This window comes from Nocardia sp. CA-119907 (genome assembly GCF_050955995.1).
Taxonomy (GTDB): domain Bacteria; phylum Actinomycetota; class Actinomycetes; order Mycobacteriales; family Mycobacteriaceae; genus Nocardia.
On the sequence record NZ_CP192091.1, the window covers coordinates 7005613 to 7022491 of the forward strand.

Sequence of the window (16879 nt, forward strand, 5' to 3'; positions counted from 1 at the left end):
CCAAACGAAAGTTCTTGCTGGTGTACAGCATTGATTCTCAGCCAGCGCACAGCCGCGACCGACGCCGGGGCGCTGCCCGGCTCGGCCGCGACCATAGCATCAGCTGCAGGCAGTCGACTGCTGGCCCAGGTTGGTCAGCATGGTGCAGGCCCAGGCCTTCTGGATCTTCCACTTGCCGTCCTCGGCGACGAACGGCACGTCGACAACGTTCTCCTGGCCGTTGAGCACGACCTTGGCCTTGGCGTTGACACTGTCGCCGAAGCTGGTCACATCGGTGACCGTCACCGTGATGTTGGCGCTCTTGGCGGCCTCGGCCAGGCGGTTCGGCAGTTCCGGGTCGGCCTGCGCGCCCTGCACGCCGTCCAGCTTCTCCGAGTTCGGCACCGACGGATCGAGCGCGCGCTGCAGCTGGGTGTTCAGCTCCGCGGCGGTGGGGACCGGCGGCAGGTTGGTGTTCGCGCTCGCGCTGGCCGATGCCTTGGCGCTGGTGCTCGTCTTCGCGGCCGGCTTGCTGTCCTTGTCATCGCTGCAGGCGGTCATGCCGAGTGCGGCAACGACGGCCAGAGCGGCGATGGCGATGCGTCCAGTCTTACGAAGCTTCAACTGCTCGTCCTTTGCGTTCGAGTAGGTACATGTCGTTCCACCAACGGCAACCGTCACCCGGACCGGCGACGCTGCACGACTGACCCAGGCTACCTGTCAGCGGAGACTGCCGAGCGGATCCGCCCGGGACAGACTGATGTCGTCGGTGGCGAAGGTACGCGCCGGACCGGGCCCTGTCGAGCTGGTCTCGAACCGAACGGTAACCACACCCAGTCCGGCACCCTGCACCCACCCGTGCCCGAATTCGGGATGGGTGACATCGAGTCCCGGATACCACAGCGTCGCCTTCCGCGGTGGTGAATCGCCCTGAGCTGCAACGACGCTCGACTGCGTGGCCACCGAAACCCGCTGCGCGGACGCCACCCCGAATGCGGTCTCGGCATGCTCGGTCCCGACGCCCGCCTGCCCGACCGACGATCCCGTATCGAGCGCCGCCACGACGGCCGATGGGCCGCTTTCGGCCTCGGACGATCCGCCCCAACGATCGGAATGCGCCGCATCGCCTTCCCAGACGCCAGCATCCTCCACCGGCGCCTGATCCAGCTCCGGGAACAGCGATTCCTGCCGCACGGTCGACAGCCCGCCATAGCCCACACCGACCAGCCGAATCGGCCCGAGCTCGGCCGGATCGATGGCCGAACGCTGCGCCGCAGTGGTCAGCGTTGCCAGCTCGGTCGTCGCGTACGGCAGGGTGAACGACCTGGTCACGATGCTCATATCGGATTTCTTCAGCTTCAGCACCACGGTGCGCGCGGCCCGTCCGTCCTTGTCCAGGCGACGGTGCGCGGCCGCCGCCATCGCCTCGATGGCCGGGCGCAGCTGGGCCATCGTGACGATATCGGTCTCATAGGTGTTCTCGGCGCTGATCTGCTTGGCCTCGGCGCGCTCGGCGACCGGGCGGTCATCGATGCCGCGGGCCAGCCGGTGCAGCGCCGCGCCGACGCTGCCGCCGAGGATCGAGACCGCCTCCGATTCCGGCAGAGCGGCGAAGGCGCCCACCGTCTCGATGCCGAGGGAGCGCAAACGGCTGTCGGCCACCGGCCCGATCCCCCATAGTTTGCGTACCGGCAGGCCAGCGAGCAGCTGCTGCTGCTCATCCGGCGAAACCACCTGCACCCCATCGGGTTTGGCCATTCCGGAAGCGATCTTGGCGAGCTGCTTCCCGGTCCCGGCACCCACCGAGGCGACCAGCCCGGTCCGCGCGCGCACCAGCGCGCGCAGCTCCTCACAGTATTCGCGCACCCGCTCGACGCTCGCCCCCGCCAATTCGGCGGGTTCGCCGAATGCCTCGTCGAAAGACAGCGTCTCCAGCACCGGAATGCGGCTGCGCAGCGCGTCGAAAACCTGCGCGCTCACCACGCTGTACACCGCGCCACGCGGCGGCACCACCACCGCCGTCACCCCGACCAGCCGCCGCGCCTGATGCATCGGCATCGCCGAGCGCGCACCGAATACCCGCGCCTCATAGCTGGCCCCCGCGACCACGCCACGCCCACCGGTACCACCGACCAGCACCGGGCGGCCACGCAGCGTCGGCCGGGTCAGCTGCTCGACCGAGGCGAAGAAGGCATCCATATCGATGTGCAGCACCCACCGCCGGGCCGTGCGCGAGGCCGCGGCCCCCTCGGTGTTATCAGTGCTCACGCCCGGAAATCTACGCCGCCCCACCGACAGGTCGGCACCGACGCGAGCCGTGGCCGACCGGTCGACTATGCCGCGCCCCCGACACATCTGCCGCGTACGGATCTACCGGGCGAACTCACGCGCGGCGCACCCAACCTGTGCGCACCGGCGGGCAACCTGGGCGCCAGATCTGCGTCAGCCGCGTAATTACTGCGAAATTGCTGCTGACCTCGGCGGCGAGGCGGCCGGGCGCGCGCGGCGCTCAGCGCTGCCCGACCCGCCGTGACCTGGCACGATTCCAATGTGTTGCCACCTGGGCCGGCATTGCCGAAGCCTGGGGATCGGCCGTTCGGACCCGGCCGGATATGTGATGATCGGATCATGAAGATCCGCAAGGCCGTGATCCCGGCCGCCGGAATCGGCTCGCGCCTGCTGCCGCTGACCAAGGCCATCCCCAAGGAGATGCTGCCGGTCGGCGATAAGCCGGTCATCGAGCACACCGTCCGCGAGCTGGTCGCATCCGGAATCACCGATATCACGATCGTGGTCAGCGGCGGAAAGTCCTTGATCCAGGACCACTTCCGCCCGAATCCGGCGCTGGTCGCCCAACTGCGCGCCGACGGCAAGGACGCATACGCCGACGCGGTGGAAGAGGTCGGCGAACTGTCCAGGCTCGGACACATCACCTACCTCGACCAGCACGGTCCCTACGGCAACGGCACCCCGGTGCTCAATGCCGCCCGCAATCTCGGCGACGAGCCGATGCTCGTGCTGTGGCCCGACGACGTCTTCGTCGCCCGGGTTCCGCGGGCACAGCAGCTGATCGACGCCTACGAGGCGACCGGTGCCCCGGTGCTCGCACTGATGCCGATGGATCCGTCCGAATCCCAGCGCTACGGCGTCCCGGTCGTCGCCGACGACCACGGCAACGGCCTGCTGCGCATCACCGGTCTGCGGGAGAAGCCGAAGCCCGAGGACGCCCCCTCGAACTTCGCCGCGATCGGCGGCTATGTCGTCACCCCCGGCATCATCTGCGAGCTGCGCAGACAGACCGAGCAGTGGTACGAGCACCGCACCGGCGAGGTCTATCTCACCGATGCGATCAATGTGCACGCCGCCGACAGTCCGGTCTTCGGCCAGGTCATCCAGGGCCGCTGGTACGACACCGGTAACCCGGCCGACTACCTGGTCGCGCAATTCGCCTCGGCCCTTGCCCATCCGCAGTACGGGCCGCTACTGCGCCAGCTCGTCGACTGAATCGGGCCGGTTCGATCGTGCCCCGGTTCGATCGGGCCTGAGTCCGATCGTGCCCCGGTTCGATCGGCCCCCGGTTCGAATGCATCGGTTCGATCGGCCCCCGTTCGATCGGGCTCAGGGCAGCGCGACGATGGCGACCTTATCGTCGGCCACCGCCGGCACGATCAGGTTCTTCCCGGACCCGTCCAGGGTGAAATCGGCCGGTCCGTGCAGATCCTGGGGCAACTTGACGATCGAGACCTCGGTGCCGTCGGTGTGATAGATCTTGATCGTGCCGGGCACCGGCTTATCGGCGGACACCCAGTCCGATACCGCGAGATCGCCGTTGGGCAGCAGTGCGATGCCATCGAATACGCCGTGCACCGTGCCGACCTTGCCCACGGCAGCCGGTGCGTGCTCGATACCGAACTTGAACAGATCGCCGCCCTCGAAGTGCGCGCCGAGTCCGGCGACGTAGGCGGTCTTGGTCGACTTGTCGAGCACGATGCCATTGGCGCCCGGAATCGACGTGGTCAACGTGCCGAACTTCTTGCTCTCGAGATCGAGCTTGTACACCGCACCGCGCACCGTATCGGTGACCAGCAGGGTCTTGTCGTCGAGCACCGCGATGTCATCGAGCAGCGCGGCGGCATCGCCGCCGAGCGAGGCCTCGAAGACCTGTCCCAGCGTGTCGACGTCATAGCCGACGACGCGATCGATATCGGCGACGAACACCTTGTTGTCCGCGTAGGCCATCCCCTTGGGCGCGTTCAGCGGCGGATCCCCCGCACGCGGAATCGCCTTGCGTTCGATCACCTTGCCGGTCGAATCCAGCCGCGAGAGGAAGCCGTCGCCGTCCTTGGTCATCGGCTCCTGCGCCGCACCGATATTCGATACGAACCACTTGTCCCCGGCGATCAGCACACTCTCCGGCTTCGAAAAACCATCCAGCACACCGGGTGCCGAGGACACGGCGTCCTTCTTATCGTCGCCGCAGCCGGTTGCCGCCGCGACGAGCAGTACTGCCCCGGCGACGGCACCCGCCGCCCGCAGTGCCGATCCTCTACGCACACCGATCGCCATCTCGTTCCCCATCGTTTCCGTCTCCGCGCAGCCGCGCTGTTCGGTGGAAACGTAGCCGATCCGGCTCAGAAACGACGGATCGTATAGATGTGGAACTGGCTGAGCGGATGCAGGCCGACGGGGATTCCCCAGTCGTGGGCGTCGAGGATCTGGCCGGAGCCCGCGTAGATACCGACGTGCGACGCGTCCTCGTTCAGAATGACGACATCGCCCATCGATAGCGCCGACAACGGGACCGCGGCGCCGACCCTGGCCTGTTGCCAGGTGGTGCGCGGCAGCCGCACTCCCACCTGCGCGAACGACCACTGCACCAGACCCGAGCAGTCCCACGCGAGCGGACCGGTGCCGCCCCATTGGTAGGGCTTCCCGACCTGGGTGTATGCCGCGGCCAAGGCGCCGAGTCCGGCAACACTCGGAAACGGTAATCCCGCGGAGCCGCTGGAGCTGCCGGACGCCGAGCCGGGGACACCCGAACCGGAGCCACCCGAACCCGTGCCACTCGAACCCATGCCACTCGATCCGGAGCCGCCCGAACCGGAGGCGCTACCGGTATCGCCGTGCGCCGGCCCGGCCAGCGCCAGCGCGACGACGGTCGATGCCAGAAAACCAGTGGCTATCCGACGCAATGCCTTTCCGAGCTGGCTGATCATGTGTGCTCTCCCCTTCCGTCGACCCGGCTACCGCGCGGTACCGACCTCGAAATCGGGGATGGAACCGCACATCACAGCACCTGCGCCCAGCACGTATCCACGTGCGGTGCAAGGTATTTCAGGTAGAGCAGTTCAAGCACGAACGTTTACTGCCGTCACAGGAGTGAATCTGTGCATCAGCAGCAACATGCCCGATTGTGCCGGGCATTGTGCGACCACAACAGCGAATCAGCTATTTCTCAGCGTGTGATCTATATCACACGATGCGGGGCGAGGCCGAGATGGCCTCGCCCCGCACGCCGCCGCGTCAGACCTTGGCGATCGACACCCGCACACCACCGACGATATCGGCGGCATCCGCGCCCGGATCACCGAAACTCAGCTCGGTGGCGAGGATTTCACCCGCGATGAGATCGCGGTGCGCCTGCGCCCACGCCTGCTTGTCCTCGGGTACCGCGAGCACCACGGTGATGCGATCGGATACGTCGAGCCCCAGCGACTTTCGCGTCTCCTGCAGATCGCGGATCACATCGCGGGCCCAGCCCTCGGCCTCGAGTTCCTCGGTCACCTGCGAATCGAGTACCACCAGACCCGCATTGCCGGGCAACGCCGCCGTGGATTCGGGTTCGGCCGCGACCAGGCGCTGGGTGTACTCCTCCGGCAGCAGTTCGATGCCCGCCGCAGTGACCACGCCCTCGGCGTTCTCGGACCATTCGCCCGCCTTCACCGCCTTGATCACCGTCTGCACATCCTTGCCCAGGCGCGGGCCGGCGGCACGGGCGTTCACGACCAGTTCGAAACGGCCGTGCACGGCGACATCGGTGGTCAGGTCGACCTTCTTGACGTTCACCTCGTCGGCGATGATGTCGGCGAAGGGCCGCATCCGCTCGGCGTCGGGCGCGGCAATGGTGACCTCGGCCAGCGGCAGGCGCACCCGCAGGTTCTGGGCCTTGCGCAGGCTCAGCACCGTCGAGCAGACCACCCGGACCTCGTCCATGGCGGCCACCAGATCCGAATCCTCCGGCAGCTCGCCCTCCTTGGGCCAATCGGCCAGGTGCACCGACGGCTCGCCGGTGAGCCCGCGCCAGATCACCTCGGAGATCAGCGGCAGCAGCGGCGCGGCCAGCCGGGTGACGACCTCGAGCACCGTATGCAGTGTGTCGACCGCATCCCGGTCCTCCTCCCAGAAGCGCGAACGCGACCGGCGCACATACCAATTGGTCAGCGCGTCGGCGAACGAGCGCAACTCCTCACAGGCGCCCGCGATGTCGTAGACCTCGAGCGCCTCGGTCATCGCATCCCGGGTCACGGCGAGTTTGGCCAGGATGTAGCGGTCCAGCACATGCGGCGAATCCGTGCGCCACACACCGGGTTTCGAGGCGTAGAGCTGCAGGAAGGTCCATGCGTTCCACAGCGGGCGCAGCGCGTGGCCGACCCCCTCGCGGATACCGCGCTCGGTGACGATGAGATTGCCGCCGCGCAGGATCGGCGAACTCATCAGGAACCAGCGCATCGCATCGGAGCCGTCCCGGTTGAACACCTCGTTCACATCCGGATAGTTGCCCTTGGACTTGCTCATCTTCAGCCCGTCGTCACCGAGCACGATGCCGTGCGCGGCAACGGTTTTGAAGGCCGGGCTGTCGAACAGCGCGGTCGAGAGCACGTGCAGGGTGTAGAACCAGCCGCGGGTCTGCCCGTTGTACTCGACGATGAAATCGCCGGGGAAGTGGTTGTCGAACCACTCCTTGTTCTCGAACGGGTAATGCACCTGGGCATAGGGCATCGAACCGGACTCGAACCAGCAGTCCAGGACCTCCGGCACCCGGCGCATGGTCGACCGACCCGTCGGATCGTCCGGATTGGGCCTGGTCAGCTCGTCGATCATCGGCCGGTGCAGATCGGTCGGGCGCACGCCGAAGTCGCGCTCCAGCTCGTCGAGTGAGCCGTATACATCGGTGCGCGGATAGGCCGGATCATCGGACACCCACACCGGGATCGGGCTGCCCCAGTACCGGTTGCGGCTGATATTCCAGTCCCGCGCACCCTCCAGCCACTTGCCGAACTGGCCGTCGCGGATGTGCTCGGGCACCCAGGTGATCTGCTTGTTCAGCTCGACCATCCGGTCACGGAATTTGGTCACCGCGACGAACCAGGACGGCACCGCCATGTAGATCAGCGGCTGGCCGGAGCGCCAGCTGTGCGGGTAGGAGTGCTCGATCGTCTCGTGCCGCAGCAGCTTTCCCGCGGCCTTGAGGTCCTTGATGATCGCCGGGTTGGCGTCGAAGACCATCATGCCCTCGTACGGCGGCACCATCGAGGTGAATTTGCCGCCCGGATCCAACGGCTGCACGAGCTCGATGCCGTTGGCCGTTGCGACGTCCATATCCTCCTCACCGAAGGCCGGTGCGAGGTGCACGATGCCGGTGCCGGAGTCGGTGGTCACATAGTCGGCGGTCAGCACGCGGTGCGCGTTCGGATGGCCGACGAAGAAGTCGAACGGCGGGGCATACGACAGATCCGCGAGGGCGGCACCGTCGTACTCGCCGAGCACTTCGGGCTCGTCGCCGATTTCGCGGGCATAGTGCGTGACCCGTTCGGCGGCCAGCAGATAGCGCTTACCGTCGGCGGCGCGCACCTGTGTGTAGCGCACATCCGGATGCACCGCGATCGCCAGGTTCGACGGCAGTGTCCACGGCGTGGTGGTCCAGATCAGCGCGTTGGCGCCATCGAGGGCGTGCAGCGGATGGTCGGCGGGGACGCGCAGCACCATATCCACGGTGACGGCCGGGTCCTGACGCATCTTGTACGCGTCGTCGAGCCGGGTTTCCTGATTCGACAGCGGCGTCTGCTCGTACCAGCTGTAGGGCAGCACCCGGAAGCCCTGGTAGATCAGGCCCTTCTCGTGCAGCGACTTGAACGCCCACATCACCGACTCCATGAAGTCGAGATCAAGCGTCTTGTAGTCGTTGTCGAAGTCGACCCAGCGAGCCTGACGCGTCACATAATCACGCCATTCACCTGTGTAACGCAGCACCGAGGATTTACAGGCCGCATTGAATTCCGCAAGCCCCATAGCATCGATCTGTGATTTGTCCGTGATACCGAGCTGCTTTTCCGCTTCGATTTCTGCGGGCAGTCCATGACAGTCCCAGCCGAAACGCCGATCGACCCGCTTCCCGCGCATCGTCTGGAAACGTGGGACGAGATCCTTGACATACCCGGTGAGCAGATGTCCGTAATGTGGCAATCCGTTGGCAAACGGCGGTCCGTCGTAGAAGACGAACTCTCCGGCACCCGAGCGGTTCTCGATGCTGGCACGGAAGGTGTCGTCGGTGGCCCAGCCGTCGAGCACGCGACGCTCCAGGTCAGGGAAGGATGCCCCGCTGCCAGCGCCCAGATCGACGCGCGGGTATGCGCTGCTGGAAGGTTCGTCCGCCATCGCGGATGCGTCTCCTCGTGCCGCCGCGCCGTAGCGCGTATCTGTTCAGCACGGGGACGATGACGACGCCCGTTGCGTCGAAACCGCGGTACCACCCCGCTTGCCCGGGAGCCGCGCACGATCCGCGCAACCACCAGGACCTCTCGTTATGAGCTGTAACGGGCTCACCCGTTCGGTTCTACTGGGCGCGCGAGGCGCACCGTTCTTCCGAAGGCTCCCCGGTGATGGCCGGATCGACGCCGTATACATGTTTGATTCTAACCAGTGCGGTCAAACCACTTGGTTGTGGCCACTTCACCGTTTCGCATGCCGACCGGGTGGCGGCGCGGCGTCGCTGTCGGAACTCCGCATGGAGAGCGCACTGACCAGCAACAGCACAGCGCCAATGACACAGATGAGGATGCAACCCCAGGCCCACAGCACCGACCCGGTGGTCAGCGCGGCCACTAGCAGGGCGAATCCGATCGCGGCAAGGACGAGCGTCAAGACGAGCATGATGACCCCCTAGGCATGCCAGGCGGTTCGGCAGGTAGCTCTAGCTACTCGAACAGCAACTACAGCGGAGATGTCTCTCCAATACGAGATTACTTGCCGCCCTTGGCGAACGACGCGGGAGCGAGATTGTTCGCGGTATTGGCGTCGACGAAGGCCTCGCCGCCGTCGACCGGAACGGCCGAGCCACGGTTCTCCAGCTCCTCGAGCTGCGACTCCAGGTACGACTTCAGCCGCACGCGGTACTCGCGCTCGAAGGTCTTGAGCTGCTCGATCCGGCTCTCCAGCACGCTGCGCTGCTGGGTGATGGTGGCCATGATCTCGGCGTGCTTGCGCTCGGCGTCGGCCTGCAGCGCGTCGGCCTTCTCCTTGGCCTGCCGTAGCTGGTTGTCCGAGCGGGTCTGCGCATCGGAGAGCATCGCGTCCGACTTCTGCCGGGCATCGGCGATCATCGCTTCCGAACGTGTCCTGGCATCGCCTACCAGGCGTTCGGAATTGGCACGCGCATTGGAGAGCAGATTCTCCGCTTCGGTCTTCGCATCGGTGGTCAGCCGGTCCGCCATCTCCTGGGCGAGGCTGAGCACCTTGGCTGCCTGCAGGTTCGCATCGGCGCTCGGCGCATCCTTGGCTACCGGCGCGGCGACGGGCATCGGTGGCGGCGGCGGAGCCTGCTGCACCGGGGGCTTGATCGGCTCGGGCGGCGGGGCCTGCTGCACCGGCGATTTCGCCGGGTTCGGTTGCGCCAGAGGGCGATTCTTCTTGGCGTCGGCCAGTTCCGCATCCAACTCGGCAACCCGCTGCCGCAGGTCAGCGTTCTCCTCGATAAGGCGAGAGAGCTCCTGCTCCACGAGATCCAGGAAGGCGTCTACTTCATCCTCGTTATAGCCGCGTTTCCCGATCGGCGGTTTGCTGAACGCGACGTTGTGCACATCGGCTGGGGTCAGCGGCATGGAAGGATCCCTTCACGCGTCTTTTGGAGATCTAGCAGATCTAGCAAGCTATCTTCTCGGTTCATTCTGTCACACTGGGGCTACCCGTCGGCGTGGCCGCCCACAAACGTCATCGAGATGAAGACGACGAAAAGCAGGACCATAATCGACAGATCGAGCCGAATTCCTCCCAATGACACCGGTGGTATCAACCGCCTCAGGAGTTTCACCGGCGGGTCGGTGATGGTGAAGATCACCTCGAGGATCACGACGACGAAGCCGCTAGGGCGCCAGTCCCGGGCAAAGCTACGGATGAACTCGACGATCACGCGGCTGATCAACAACAGCCAGAAGATGAACAGTACGAAGTACAGCACCGCGAACAAGGCCACCGCCTCACTCTGCCCCAAAATCCGCGTCGCGCAAAATGACCACACCGCTGGCGACTGCTTGTCAGCCGCTCGATTAGGTCCGCCCCATACGCAACGGGTCTAACAGAACCCCCGAGGCACAACGCTATTTCTGGTTGTAGAAGCCGGTTTCGGCGATCCTGCGACGTTCTTCGGCGGAGACATCGACATCGGCCGGTGAGAGCAGGAACACTTTGGTCGCGACCTTGTCGAATGATCCACGCAGCGCGAAGGCCAGACCAGCGGCGAAGTCGACCAGGCGCTTCGCATCGGCGTTGCTCAGATCGACCAGGTCCATGATCACCGGGTTGCCCTCGCGGAAACGCTCACCGATGATGCGGGCCTCGCTGTAGTCGCGCGGGCGCAGCGTCGTGATCTTGGACAAGGGACCTCCGTCCTCGAAGATCCCCGGCCGGCGTGCGGGAGCGGGCTCGGGGCGCACGCGCTCCTCCATGCGCCGCTCCTCGGCCTCGGGATCGACGGCGAGCGCACCTCTGGTGGCTCCCCGCAGCATCGGCGCATTCCCGCCCGCACGGAATCGGCTGGCGGCCGGTGCGGAATCGATCCTGGTGGGACGCGGCCGCGCGTCATAGCGGTCGTCCACATAGGGCTCGTCGACGTAGTCATCGCGCCGAGACATCGGATAACCCGCCTTGTACGGCGACTTGTACGCGGGCTCAGGGTAATCCGGCTCATCGTCATAGCGGTCGTCGGCATAGCGGTCCGCGCCGTATCCGGCGCGCTCGGGGTAGTCACGGGGCCGGGGCCGACGGGAGCCACGCTCGTCCACGCCACGAGGGGCGGGTTCGGCGACGTAATCGTCTTCGTAATCCTCGAGCGGAACCATGCCGAAGTACGCCTTGAACTTGTGCAGCGTGCTCATGACTGCACCTCGCTGTCGCGTTCGCTCATTTCGGTCGACCTTCCTTCGGCCCCGGTGGCGGCCGGGTGTTGAAGTCTTGCTCAGCCCTCTCCAGTCCCAGCATATGTGTCGAATGTGACTGATGAGGTTTCTTTGCTACGCCGAGGTTATCGGTCGAGCGCCCATCAAGGCGGTACCGACACGCACACAGGTCGAACCGTGTTCGATCGCCGATTCCAGATCACTCGACATTCCGGCGGACAATTCGACAGCATCGGGATGATTCGCGCGTATCACCTCGTGCAAAGTTGCCAGGCGTGCAAAAGCGTCGTCCGGCGTGGCGTCGAGCGGGGGGATCGCCATCAGGCCCGCGAGCTGCAGTCCCGTCGCGGCGGCCACCCGATCCGTCAGTGCCACAAGATCTTCGGGGGCGACGCCACCGCGGCCCGGATCCTCGTCCAGGCTCACCTGGACCAGAACTCGAACAGGTTCACTGCGCTCTCCGGCGTCCAATGCGGCCCGCGCCGCGGTGTCAAGGGCCGTTGCCAGACGTTCGCTGTCCACCGAGTGCACGGTGTGTGCCCAGCGCGCGACGGTACGCGCCTTGTTGCGCTGCAGCCGACCGATCATGTGCCAGCGTGCGTCTTCCAGCGCGGCCAACTCCGCGACCTTGGCGGTGGCCTCCTGCTCCCTGGATTCGCCGAATTCCCTGCAGCCCAAGCGGTACAGGATCGCGACGTCACTGGCAGGAAAGAACTTTGTCACCGGCAGCAGCCGCACCGAACCCGGATCACGCCCGGCGGCATGACATGCCGCTCCGATCCGCTTGTTCAGTTCGGCGAGATTCGCCGCCAATTCGGCGGTCCGACCGTCCATCGCCTCGGCCGCAACGGATTCCGGTGCCGCGGCTGTGTCGATCATTCGCTCGTTGCGCTCGCTCATGCGTCCGCCTGCATCCAGATCACCCCGGCCATGCGGCCGGTCGGCGCGCCACGGCGATGGCTGAACAACGTTTTGTCCTCGATCGTGCAGCGCGGATCGACGGCGACCCCGCCGATTCCGGCCTCGGCGAGTTGGCGCCGAATCCCGGCGCGCAGGTCGAGGCCGGGAGTGCCACGCACGGTTGTGGTGGCGCTGCCGGGCAAATGGGCCTCGACATCGGCGCGCATCGCGGCGGGCACCTCGTACTGCCGGCCCGATGCGGCCGGGCCGAGGAAGGCACCGATGCGCTCGAGGCGAGCGCCGACCGAAACCATCGCGTCCAGTACCCGCGGCATGATGCCGATACGTGCCCCGATCCGACCGGCGTGTACGGCCGCGATGACGCCCGCCTCGTCATCGGATAGCAGAACCGGCACACAGTCCGCGGTGAGCACCACCAGCGCCAGGCCGGGCACCGTGGTCACCAGTGCGTCGGTGGCGGGCACCGGCGCATCCCGTGGCCCATCGATGATTTCGACATTGCGCCCGTGGATCTGCTCCATCCACACGAGCCGATCCGGCGTGAGGCCGATCCCCTCGGCCAGCCGGTCCCGGTTCCGTTGCACGGTCGCCGGGTCGTCCCCCACATGATCCCCGAGATTGAACGAATCGTACGGCGGCGCCGAGAAACCGCCCGCCCTTGTAGTGCTCACCCGGCGAACGGTCAGTGTCGGCGCTGTCATACCTGCGAGCCTAATAGGGCTCGCAGTGTCGGGCTTTTCTACCGACGCATGAACGAGGGCACATCGACGTCGTCATCGTCATCGGAATCGGGCGGCTCGATATGCGAGCGCGAGTTGTGCGCCACCGTCGGCTCGGCCAGTGCACGGGGCCGCTCGGTATCGCGGTAGCTGGGCACCGCGCCCCGGGTAGAGCTGGGTTGACCTGCGGCGGAAGCGGTTTCGGTGCGCGCGGACGCGGCGATCTCGCTGGCCCGGCTGGTTTGACCGATCTCACCGGCCCGACCCGACCCGATCGCGCCGCGGCCCGCATCGAAGGTGCGCCGGGCCGGGCCGCCGCCGTCGAAACCGGCGGCGATCACCGTGACGCGAACCTCATCGCCGAGCGAATCGTCGATGACGGTACCGAAGATGATATTGGCCTCGATATGCGCGGCCTCCTGCACCAGCGAGGCAGCCTCATTGATTTCGAACAGACCCAGATCCGAACCGCCAGCGATCGAGAGCAGCACGCCGTGCGCACCGTCCATCGACGCCTCGAGCAGTGGCGAATTGATCGCCGACTCGGCGGCCTTGACCGATCGGCCCTCGCCACGCGCCGAACCGATACCCATCAACGCGCTACCCGCACCGGACATCACGCTCTTCACATCGGCGAAGTCGACATTGATCAGACCCGGGGTGGTGATCAGATCGGTAATGCCCTGAACACCGTTGAGCAGCACCTCGTCCGCGGAACGGAAGGCGTCCATCAGGCTCACCGCGGCGTCGCCGAGCTGCAGCAGGCGATCGTTCGGAATGACGATGAGCGTGTCGCAGGATTCGCGCAGCAGGTTGATGCCCACTTCGGCCTGGTTGCCACGCCGCTTGCCCTCGAAGGAGAACGGCCTCGTGACCACGCCGATGGTGAGGGCGCCGAGCTTGCGCGCGATGCTGGCGACGACGGGCGCGCCACCGGTACCGGTGCCACCGCCCTCGCCCGCGGTGACGAAGACCATGTCGGCGCCCTTGAGCACCTCTTCGATCTCATCCTTGTGATCCTCGGCGGCCTTGCGTCCGACCTCCGGGTCGGCACCGGCGCCGAGACCGCGCGTGAGCTCACGGCCGACGTCGAGTTTGACGTCGGCATCGCTCATCAGCAGCGCCTGCGCGTCGGTGTTGACCGCGATGAACTCGACTCCCTTGAGTCCCTGTTCGATCATCCGGTTGACGGCATTCACGCCGCCGCCGCCGATACCGACGACCTTGATCACAGCAAGGTAGTTGTGCGGGGGCGTCATGGGCTCTCGCCTTCCTTCGATCTAAAGTCTGTCGTTTTCGGATCCTCGACATTCAGCCCGCGGGAAACCCCGGTTGTTTTGCTCCGGCAGATTCGCGAGGTGCGTCACTGCCCGAGCAAACCCTAAACCTCAACCATAGGGTTGGCGTTATGTCAAGTATCCGACTGCTGCGGAACGCTATTCGCAGCCGCCGCGATAGGCGCGCAGGCGCGCCGAAACGACTGACAGAATCTTGTGTGATCCCTCTCGTCTCGCCGCACAACACGCCGTATCGTGGACGGTTGCCCCCGAACCCCCGGTCTCGCTGGCCTGTTCCCACTGCGGTCACAGTTCCATCGAAAATCCCCTGGGCACAATGGGTATCGATCACTTTACCGTGACCAGATTCGGACTCGAAACATCGAACACCGTTCCATCGCGGGTCAACAACGGCATTACCACTGCCGCCTTGCGTTCCGCGTCATTGGTTCCACCCCACAGTACCGTGCGACCATCGCGCAGGTTCAGTGAAATATTCGAAATCGACCGCGCGACAACCTCGTCCACCTGAACGACCAGCGCCGCAGGCAGCGCCGACAATACCGAGACCGCCGCGCGGGTGACCGGATCCGCGGCGCCGGGATCGGCGGTATCGAGCTTCGGCACACCGATGGGCGGTTCGTCGATTGCGAACTCGACACTGTCCGCATCCATCAGATGCGCGCCCTGCGGGCTGTCCCAGAACAATACGGGCGTGCGCTCCACGACCGTCACCTTGACCTTGGACGGAAATACCCGTTGCACCCGCGCGCTGCGCACCTTCGGAATGCTCACCACCCGCTGGGCCATCGCATCGGTATCGATGCGCAACATCGAGCGCCCAGAGGGGATCTCGAGTTTGTCGCGTACCTGTTGTTCGGGCACCGTGACCAATCCGTCGACCTCGACGGTGCTCACCGACAGCATCGGGGTGAACCAAGCCAGCACCGCGAGAACTGTCACGACGCACACGGCGAGCAAACTCCACAGTCGGACGCGGCCGGAACGACTCAGCCGGGCCCACTGGTCGAACCAGTCACCCGCGGTTCGCATCGAGGGTCACCTGCCGTATTGCGGACGCGCTCGCAGGCCGTCGAGGATCTGGCTGCCCAGCATCGTCACATCGCCGGCACCCATGGTGATCACGACATCACCGGGCAGTGCGAGTCCGGCGACCTGACGGCCGACCCGCGACATATCCGGCTGGTAGTGCACGGGTTTGGTGACGGCCTGGGCGACCAGTGCGCCGTTGACACCCGGCAGCGGCTTCTCCCGCGCGCCATAGACATCGAGCACGACGACTTCGTCGGCCAGGCTCAGCGCCGCACCGAAATCCTGGGCGAAGGTGGCGGTACGGCTGTAGAGGTGCGGCTGGAACACCACGATGACCCGACCCTGCCGAGAGCGGGCGCCGTCGCGGGCCTCCTGCTGCACCAACTCGGCCGCGGCGCCGAGTACGGCCCGCACCTCGGTCGGGTGGTGGGCGTAGTCGTCGAAGACCCGCACGCCGTTTTCCCGGCCCGCGAACTGGAACCGGCGGTGCACACCGCCGAAACCCTCCAGCCCCTGGACGATTTCGTCCACATCGGCTCCCGCGGCACGCGCGGCCAGCAGCGCGGCCAGCGCGTTGAGTGCCATATGCCGACCGGGTACCGACAGTCGCAGCGTGCGCGGTGCGGCCTCGTCGGCGAGTTGGAACTGAGCGAGTCCGCCGACATCGCGCGGCTCCCAGCTGTGCAGTCGCACCCCGACCGGCACCGGTGCGTCGGGCAGTTCACCCGAGCCGTAGCCGAGCACCCGGACATTCTTCTGTGCCAAGCGCGGACCGATCCGCTCGGCCAGCGCACGGGAACCGGGATCGTCCAGACACACCACCAGCAGGCCGCCCGCGGTCAGGCGATCGGCGAAATCGTCGAAGACCTGGACGTAGGCCTCATCGGTACCGAAGAAGTCCAGGTGATCGGATTCGATATTGGTGACCACCGCGACATCCGGGTCGTATTGCAGCAGCGAGCCATCGCTCTCATCGGCCTCGGCGACGAAGATCTCACCGGTGCCGTGGTGCGCATTGGTACCCGCCTCGTTGAGTTCACCGCCGACGGCGAAGGACGGATCGAATCCGCAGTGCTGCAACGACACGATCAGCATCGAGGTGGTGGAGGTCTTGCCGTGCGTACCGGAGACCAGCAGGGTTCGGTGCCCCTGCATCAGGGATGCGAGCACGGCGGGGCGCAGCAGCACCGGGATATCGCGCCGGTTCGCCTCGACCAGTTCGGGGTTGGTCTTCGGGATGGCGGCGTAGGTGGTGACCACCGCGGTCGGGCCGCCGGGCAGCAGATCGAGGGCGCTGGCGTCGTGACCGATGCGCACCTGGGCGCCGCGGGCCCGCAATGCGAGCACGCCACGGCTCTCCTTGGCGTCCGAACCGGAGACCGAGCCGCCGCGCGAGAGCAGGATGCGGGCGATTCCGGACATTCCGGCTCCGCCGATCCCGACCATGTGCACACGCGCCAATTCGGGCGGCAAGGCCGAGCGCGCCTCGTCGGCGGTCCCGGACTCGATCGCCCCGGATTCGGTGGCATCGGCACCCGTG

Annotated in this window: 15 protein-coding genes; 1 reads left to right on the top strand and 14 read right to left on the bottom strand. The window is 66.2% G+C overall.

What is annotated here, in order from left to right:
* Window positions 1–99: 99 nt before the first annotated feature.
* Entirely contained in the window at window positions 100–603 is a 504-nt protein-coding gene (locus ACQP2D_RS31275; protein ID WP_433679511.1) for a hypothetical protein, read from the bottom strand.
* A 96-nt stretch (window positions 604–699) separates the two neighbouring features.
* The gene (locus ACQP2D_RS31280) at window positions 700–2178 is read right to left on the bottom strand and encodes a DNA polymerase IV (protein ID WP_433685814.1); all 1479 of its coding nucleotides are present in this window, start codon (window positions 2176–2178) and stop codon (window positions 700–702) included.
* Window positions 2179–2607: 429 nt separating this feature from the next.
* Between ACQP2D_RS31280 and ACQP2D_RS31285 the strand changes: the two genes are divergently transcribed.
* Window positions 2608–3483 carry a UTP--glucose-1-phosphate uridylyltransferase gene (locus ACQP2D_RS31285; RefSeq protein ID WP_433679512.1) on the top strand — a complete coding sequence of 292 codons (876 nt, stop codon included), beginning with the start codon at window positions 2608–2610 and terminating at the stop codon, window positions 3481–3483.
* Between the two features lie 114 nt (window positions 3484–3597).
* On the opposite strand, the gene ACQP2D_RS31290 is transcribed toward ACQP2D_RS31285, so the two are convergent.
* The 12 genes from ACQP2D_RS31290 to murC form a co-directional block, all read right to left on the bottom strand.
* Entirely contained in the window at window positions 3598–4557 is a 960-nt protein-coding gene (locus ACQP2D_RS31290; RefSeq protein ID WP_433679513.1) for a hypothetical protein, read from the bottom strand.
* A 53-nt stretch (window positions 4558–4610) separates the two neighbouring features.
* Complete coding sequence (locus ACQP2D_RS31295; RefSeq protein ID WP_433685815.1) at window positions 4611–5054, bottom strand: NlpC/P60 family protein; 444 nt, start codon at window positions 5052–5054, stop codon at window positions 4611–4613.
* 448 nt (window positions 5055–5502) lie between these two features.
* Window positions 5503–8634, bottom strand: a complete 3132-nt coding sequence (gene ileS / locus ACQP2D_RS31300) for an isoleucine--tRNA ligase (RefSeq protein WP_433679514.1) — start codon at window positions 8632–8634, stop codon at window positions 5503–5505.
* Between the two features lie 294 nt (window positions 8635–8928).
* Window positions 8929–9129 carry a hypothetical protein gene (locus ACQP2D_RS31305; protein ID WP_433679515.1) on the bottom strand — a complete coding sequence of 67 codons (201 nt, stop codon included), beginning with the start codon at window positions 9127–9129 and terminating at the stop codon, window positions 8929–8931.
* 89 nt (window positions 9130–9218) lie between these two features.
* Window positions 9219–10076 carry a DivIVA-like cell division protein Wag31 gene (gene wag31 / locus ACQP2D_RS31310; protein WP_433679516.1) on the bottom strand — a complete coding sequence of 286 codons (858 nt, stop codon included), beginning with the start codon at window positions 10074–10076 and terminating at the stop codon, window positions 9219–9221.
* 80 nt (window positions 10077–10156) lie between these two features.
* Window positions 10157–10447 (bottom strand): YggT family protein, encoded by a 291-nt coding sequence (locus ACQP2D_RS31315; protein ID WP_040688811.1) that lies wholly within the window; start codon window positions 10445–10447, stop codon window positions 10157–10159.
* 124 nt (window positions 10448–10571) lie between these two features.
* Entirely contained in the window at window positions 10572–11348 is a 777-nt protein-coding gene (locus ACQP2D_RS31320; protein WP_433679517.1) for a cell division protein SepF, read from the bottom strand.
* Between the two features lie 135 nt (window positions 11349–11483).
* Window positions 11484–12203 carry a YggS family pyridoxal phosphate-dependent enzyme gene (locus tag ACQP2D_RS31325; protein WP_433685816.1) on the bottom strand — a complete coding sequence of 240 codons (720 nt, stop codon included), beginning with the start codon at window positions 12201–12203 and terminating at the stop codon, window positions 11484–11486.
* A gap of 62 nt (window positions 12204–12265) precedes the next feature.
* On the bottom strand, window positions 12266–12991 hold the full coding sequence (gene pgeF / locus ACQP2D_RS31330) for a peptidoglycan editing factor PgeF (RefSeq protein WP_433679518.1): 726 nt from the start codon (window positions 12989–12991) through the stop codon (window positions 12266–12268).
* Window positions 12992–13029: 38 nt separating this feature from the next.
* Window positions 13030–14268, bottom strand: coding sequence for a cell division protein FtsZ (gene ftsZ, locus ACQP2D_RS31335; protein ID WP_433679519.1), 1239 nt, complete (start codon window positions 14266–14268; stop codon window positions 13030–13032).
* A gap of 366 nt (window positions 14269–14634) precedes the next feature.
* Window positions 14635–15339, bottom strand: a complete 705-nt coding sequence (locus ACQP2D_RS31340) for a cell division protein FtsQ/DivIB (protein ID WP_433679520.1) — start codon at window positions 15337–15339, stop codon at window positions 14635–14637.
* A 6-nt stretch (window positions 15340–15345) separates the two neighbouring features.
* Entirely contained in the window at window positions 15346–16785 is a 1440-nt protein-coding gene (gene murC / locus ACQP2D_RS31345; RefSeq protein ID WP_433685817.1) for a UDP-N-acetylmuramate--L-alanine ligase, read from the bottom strand.
* Window positions 16786–16879: the final 94 nt, after the last annotated feature.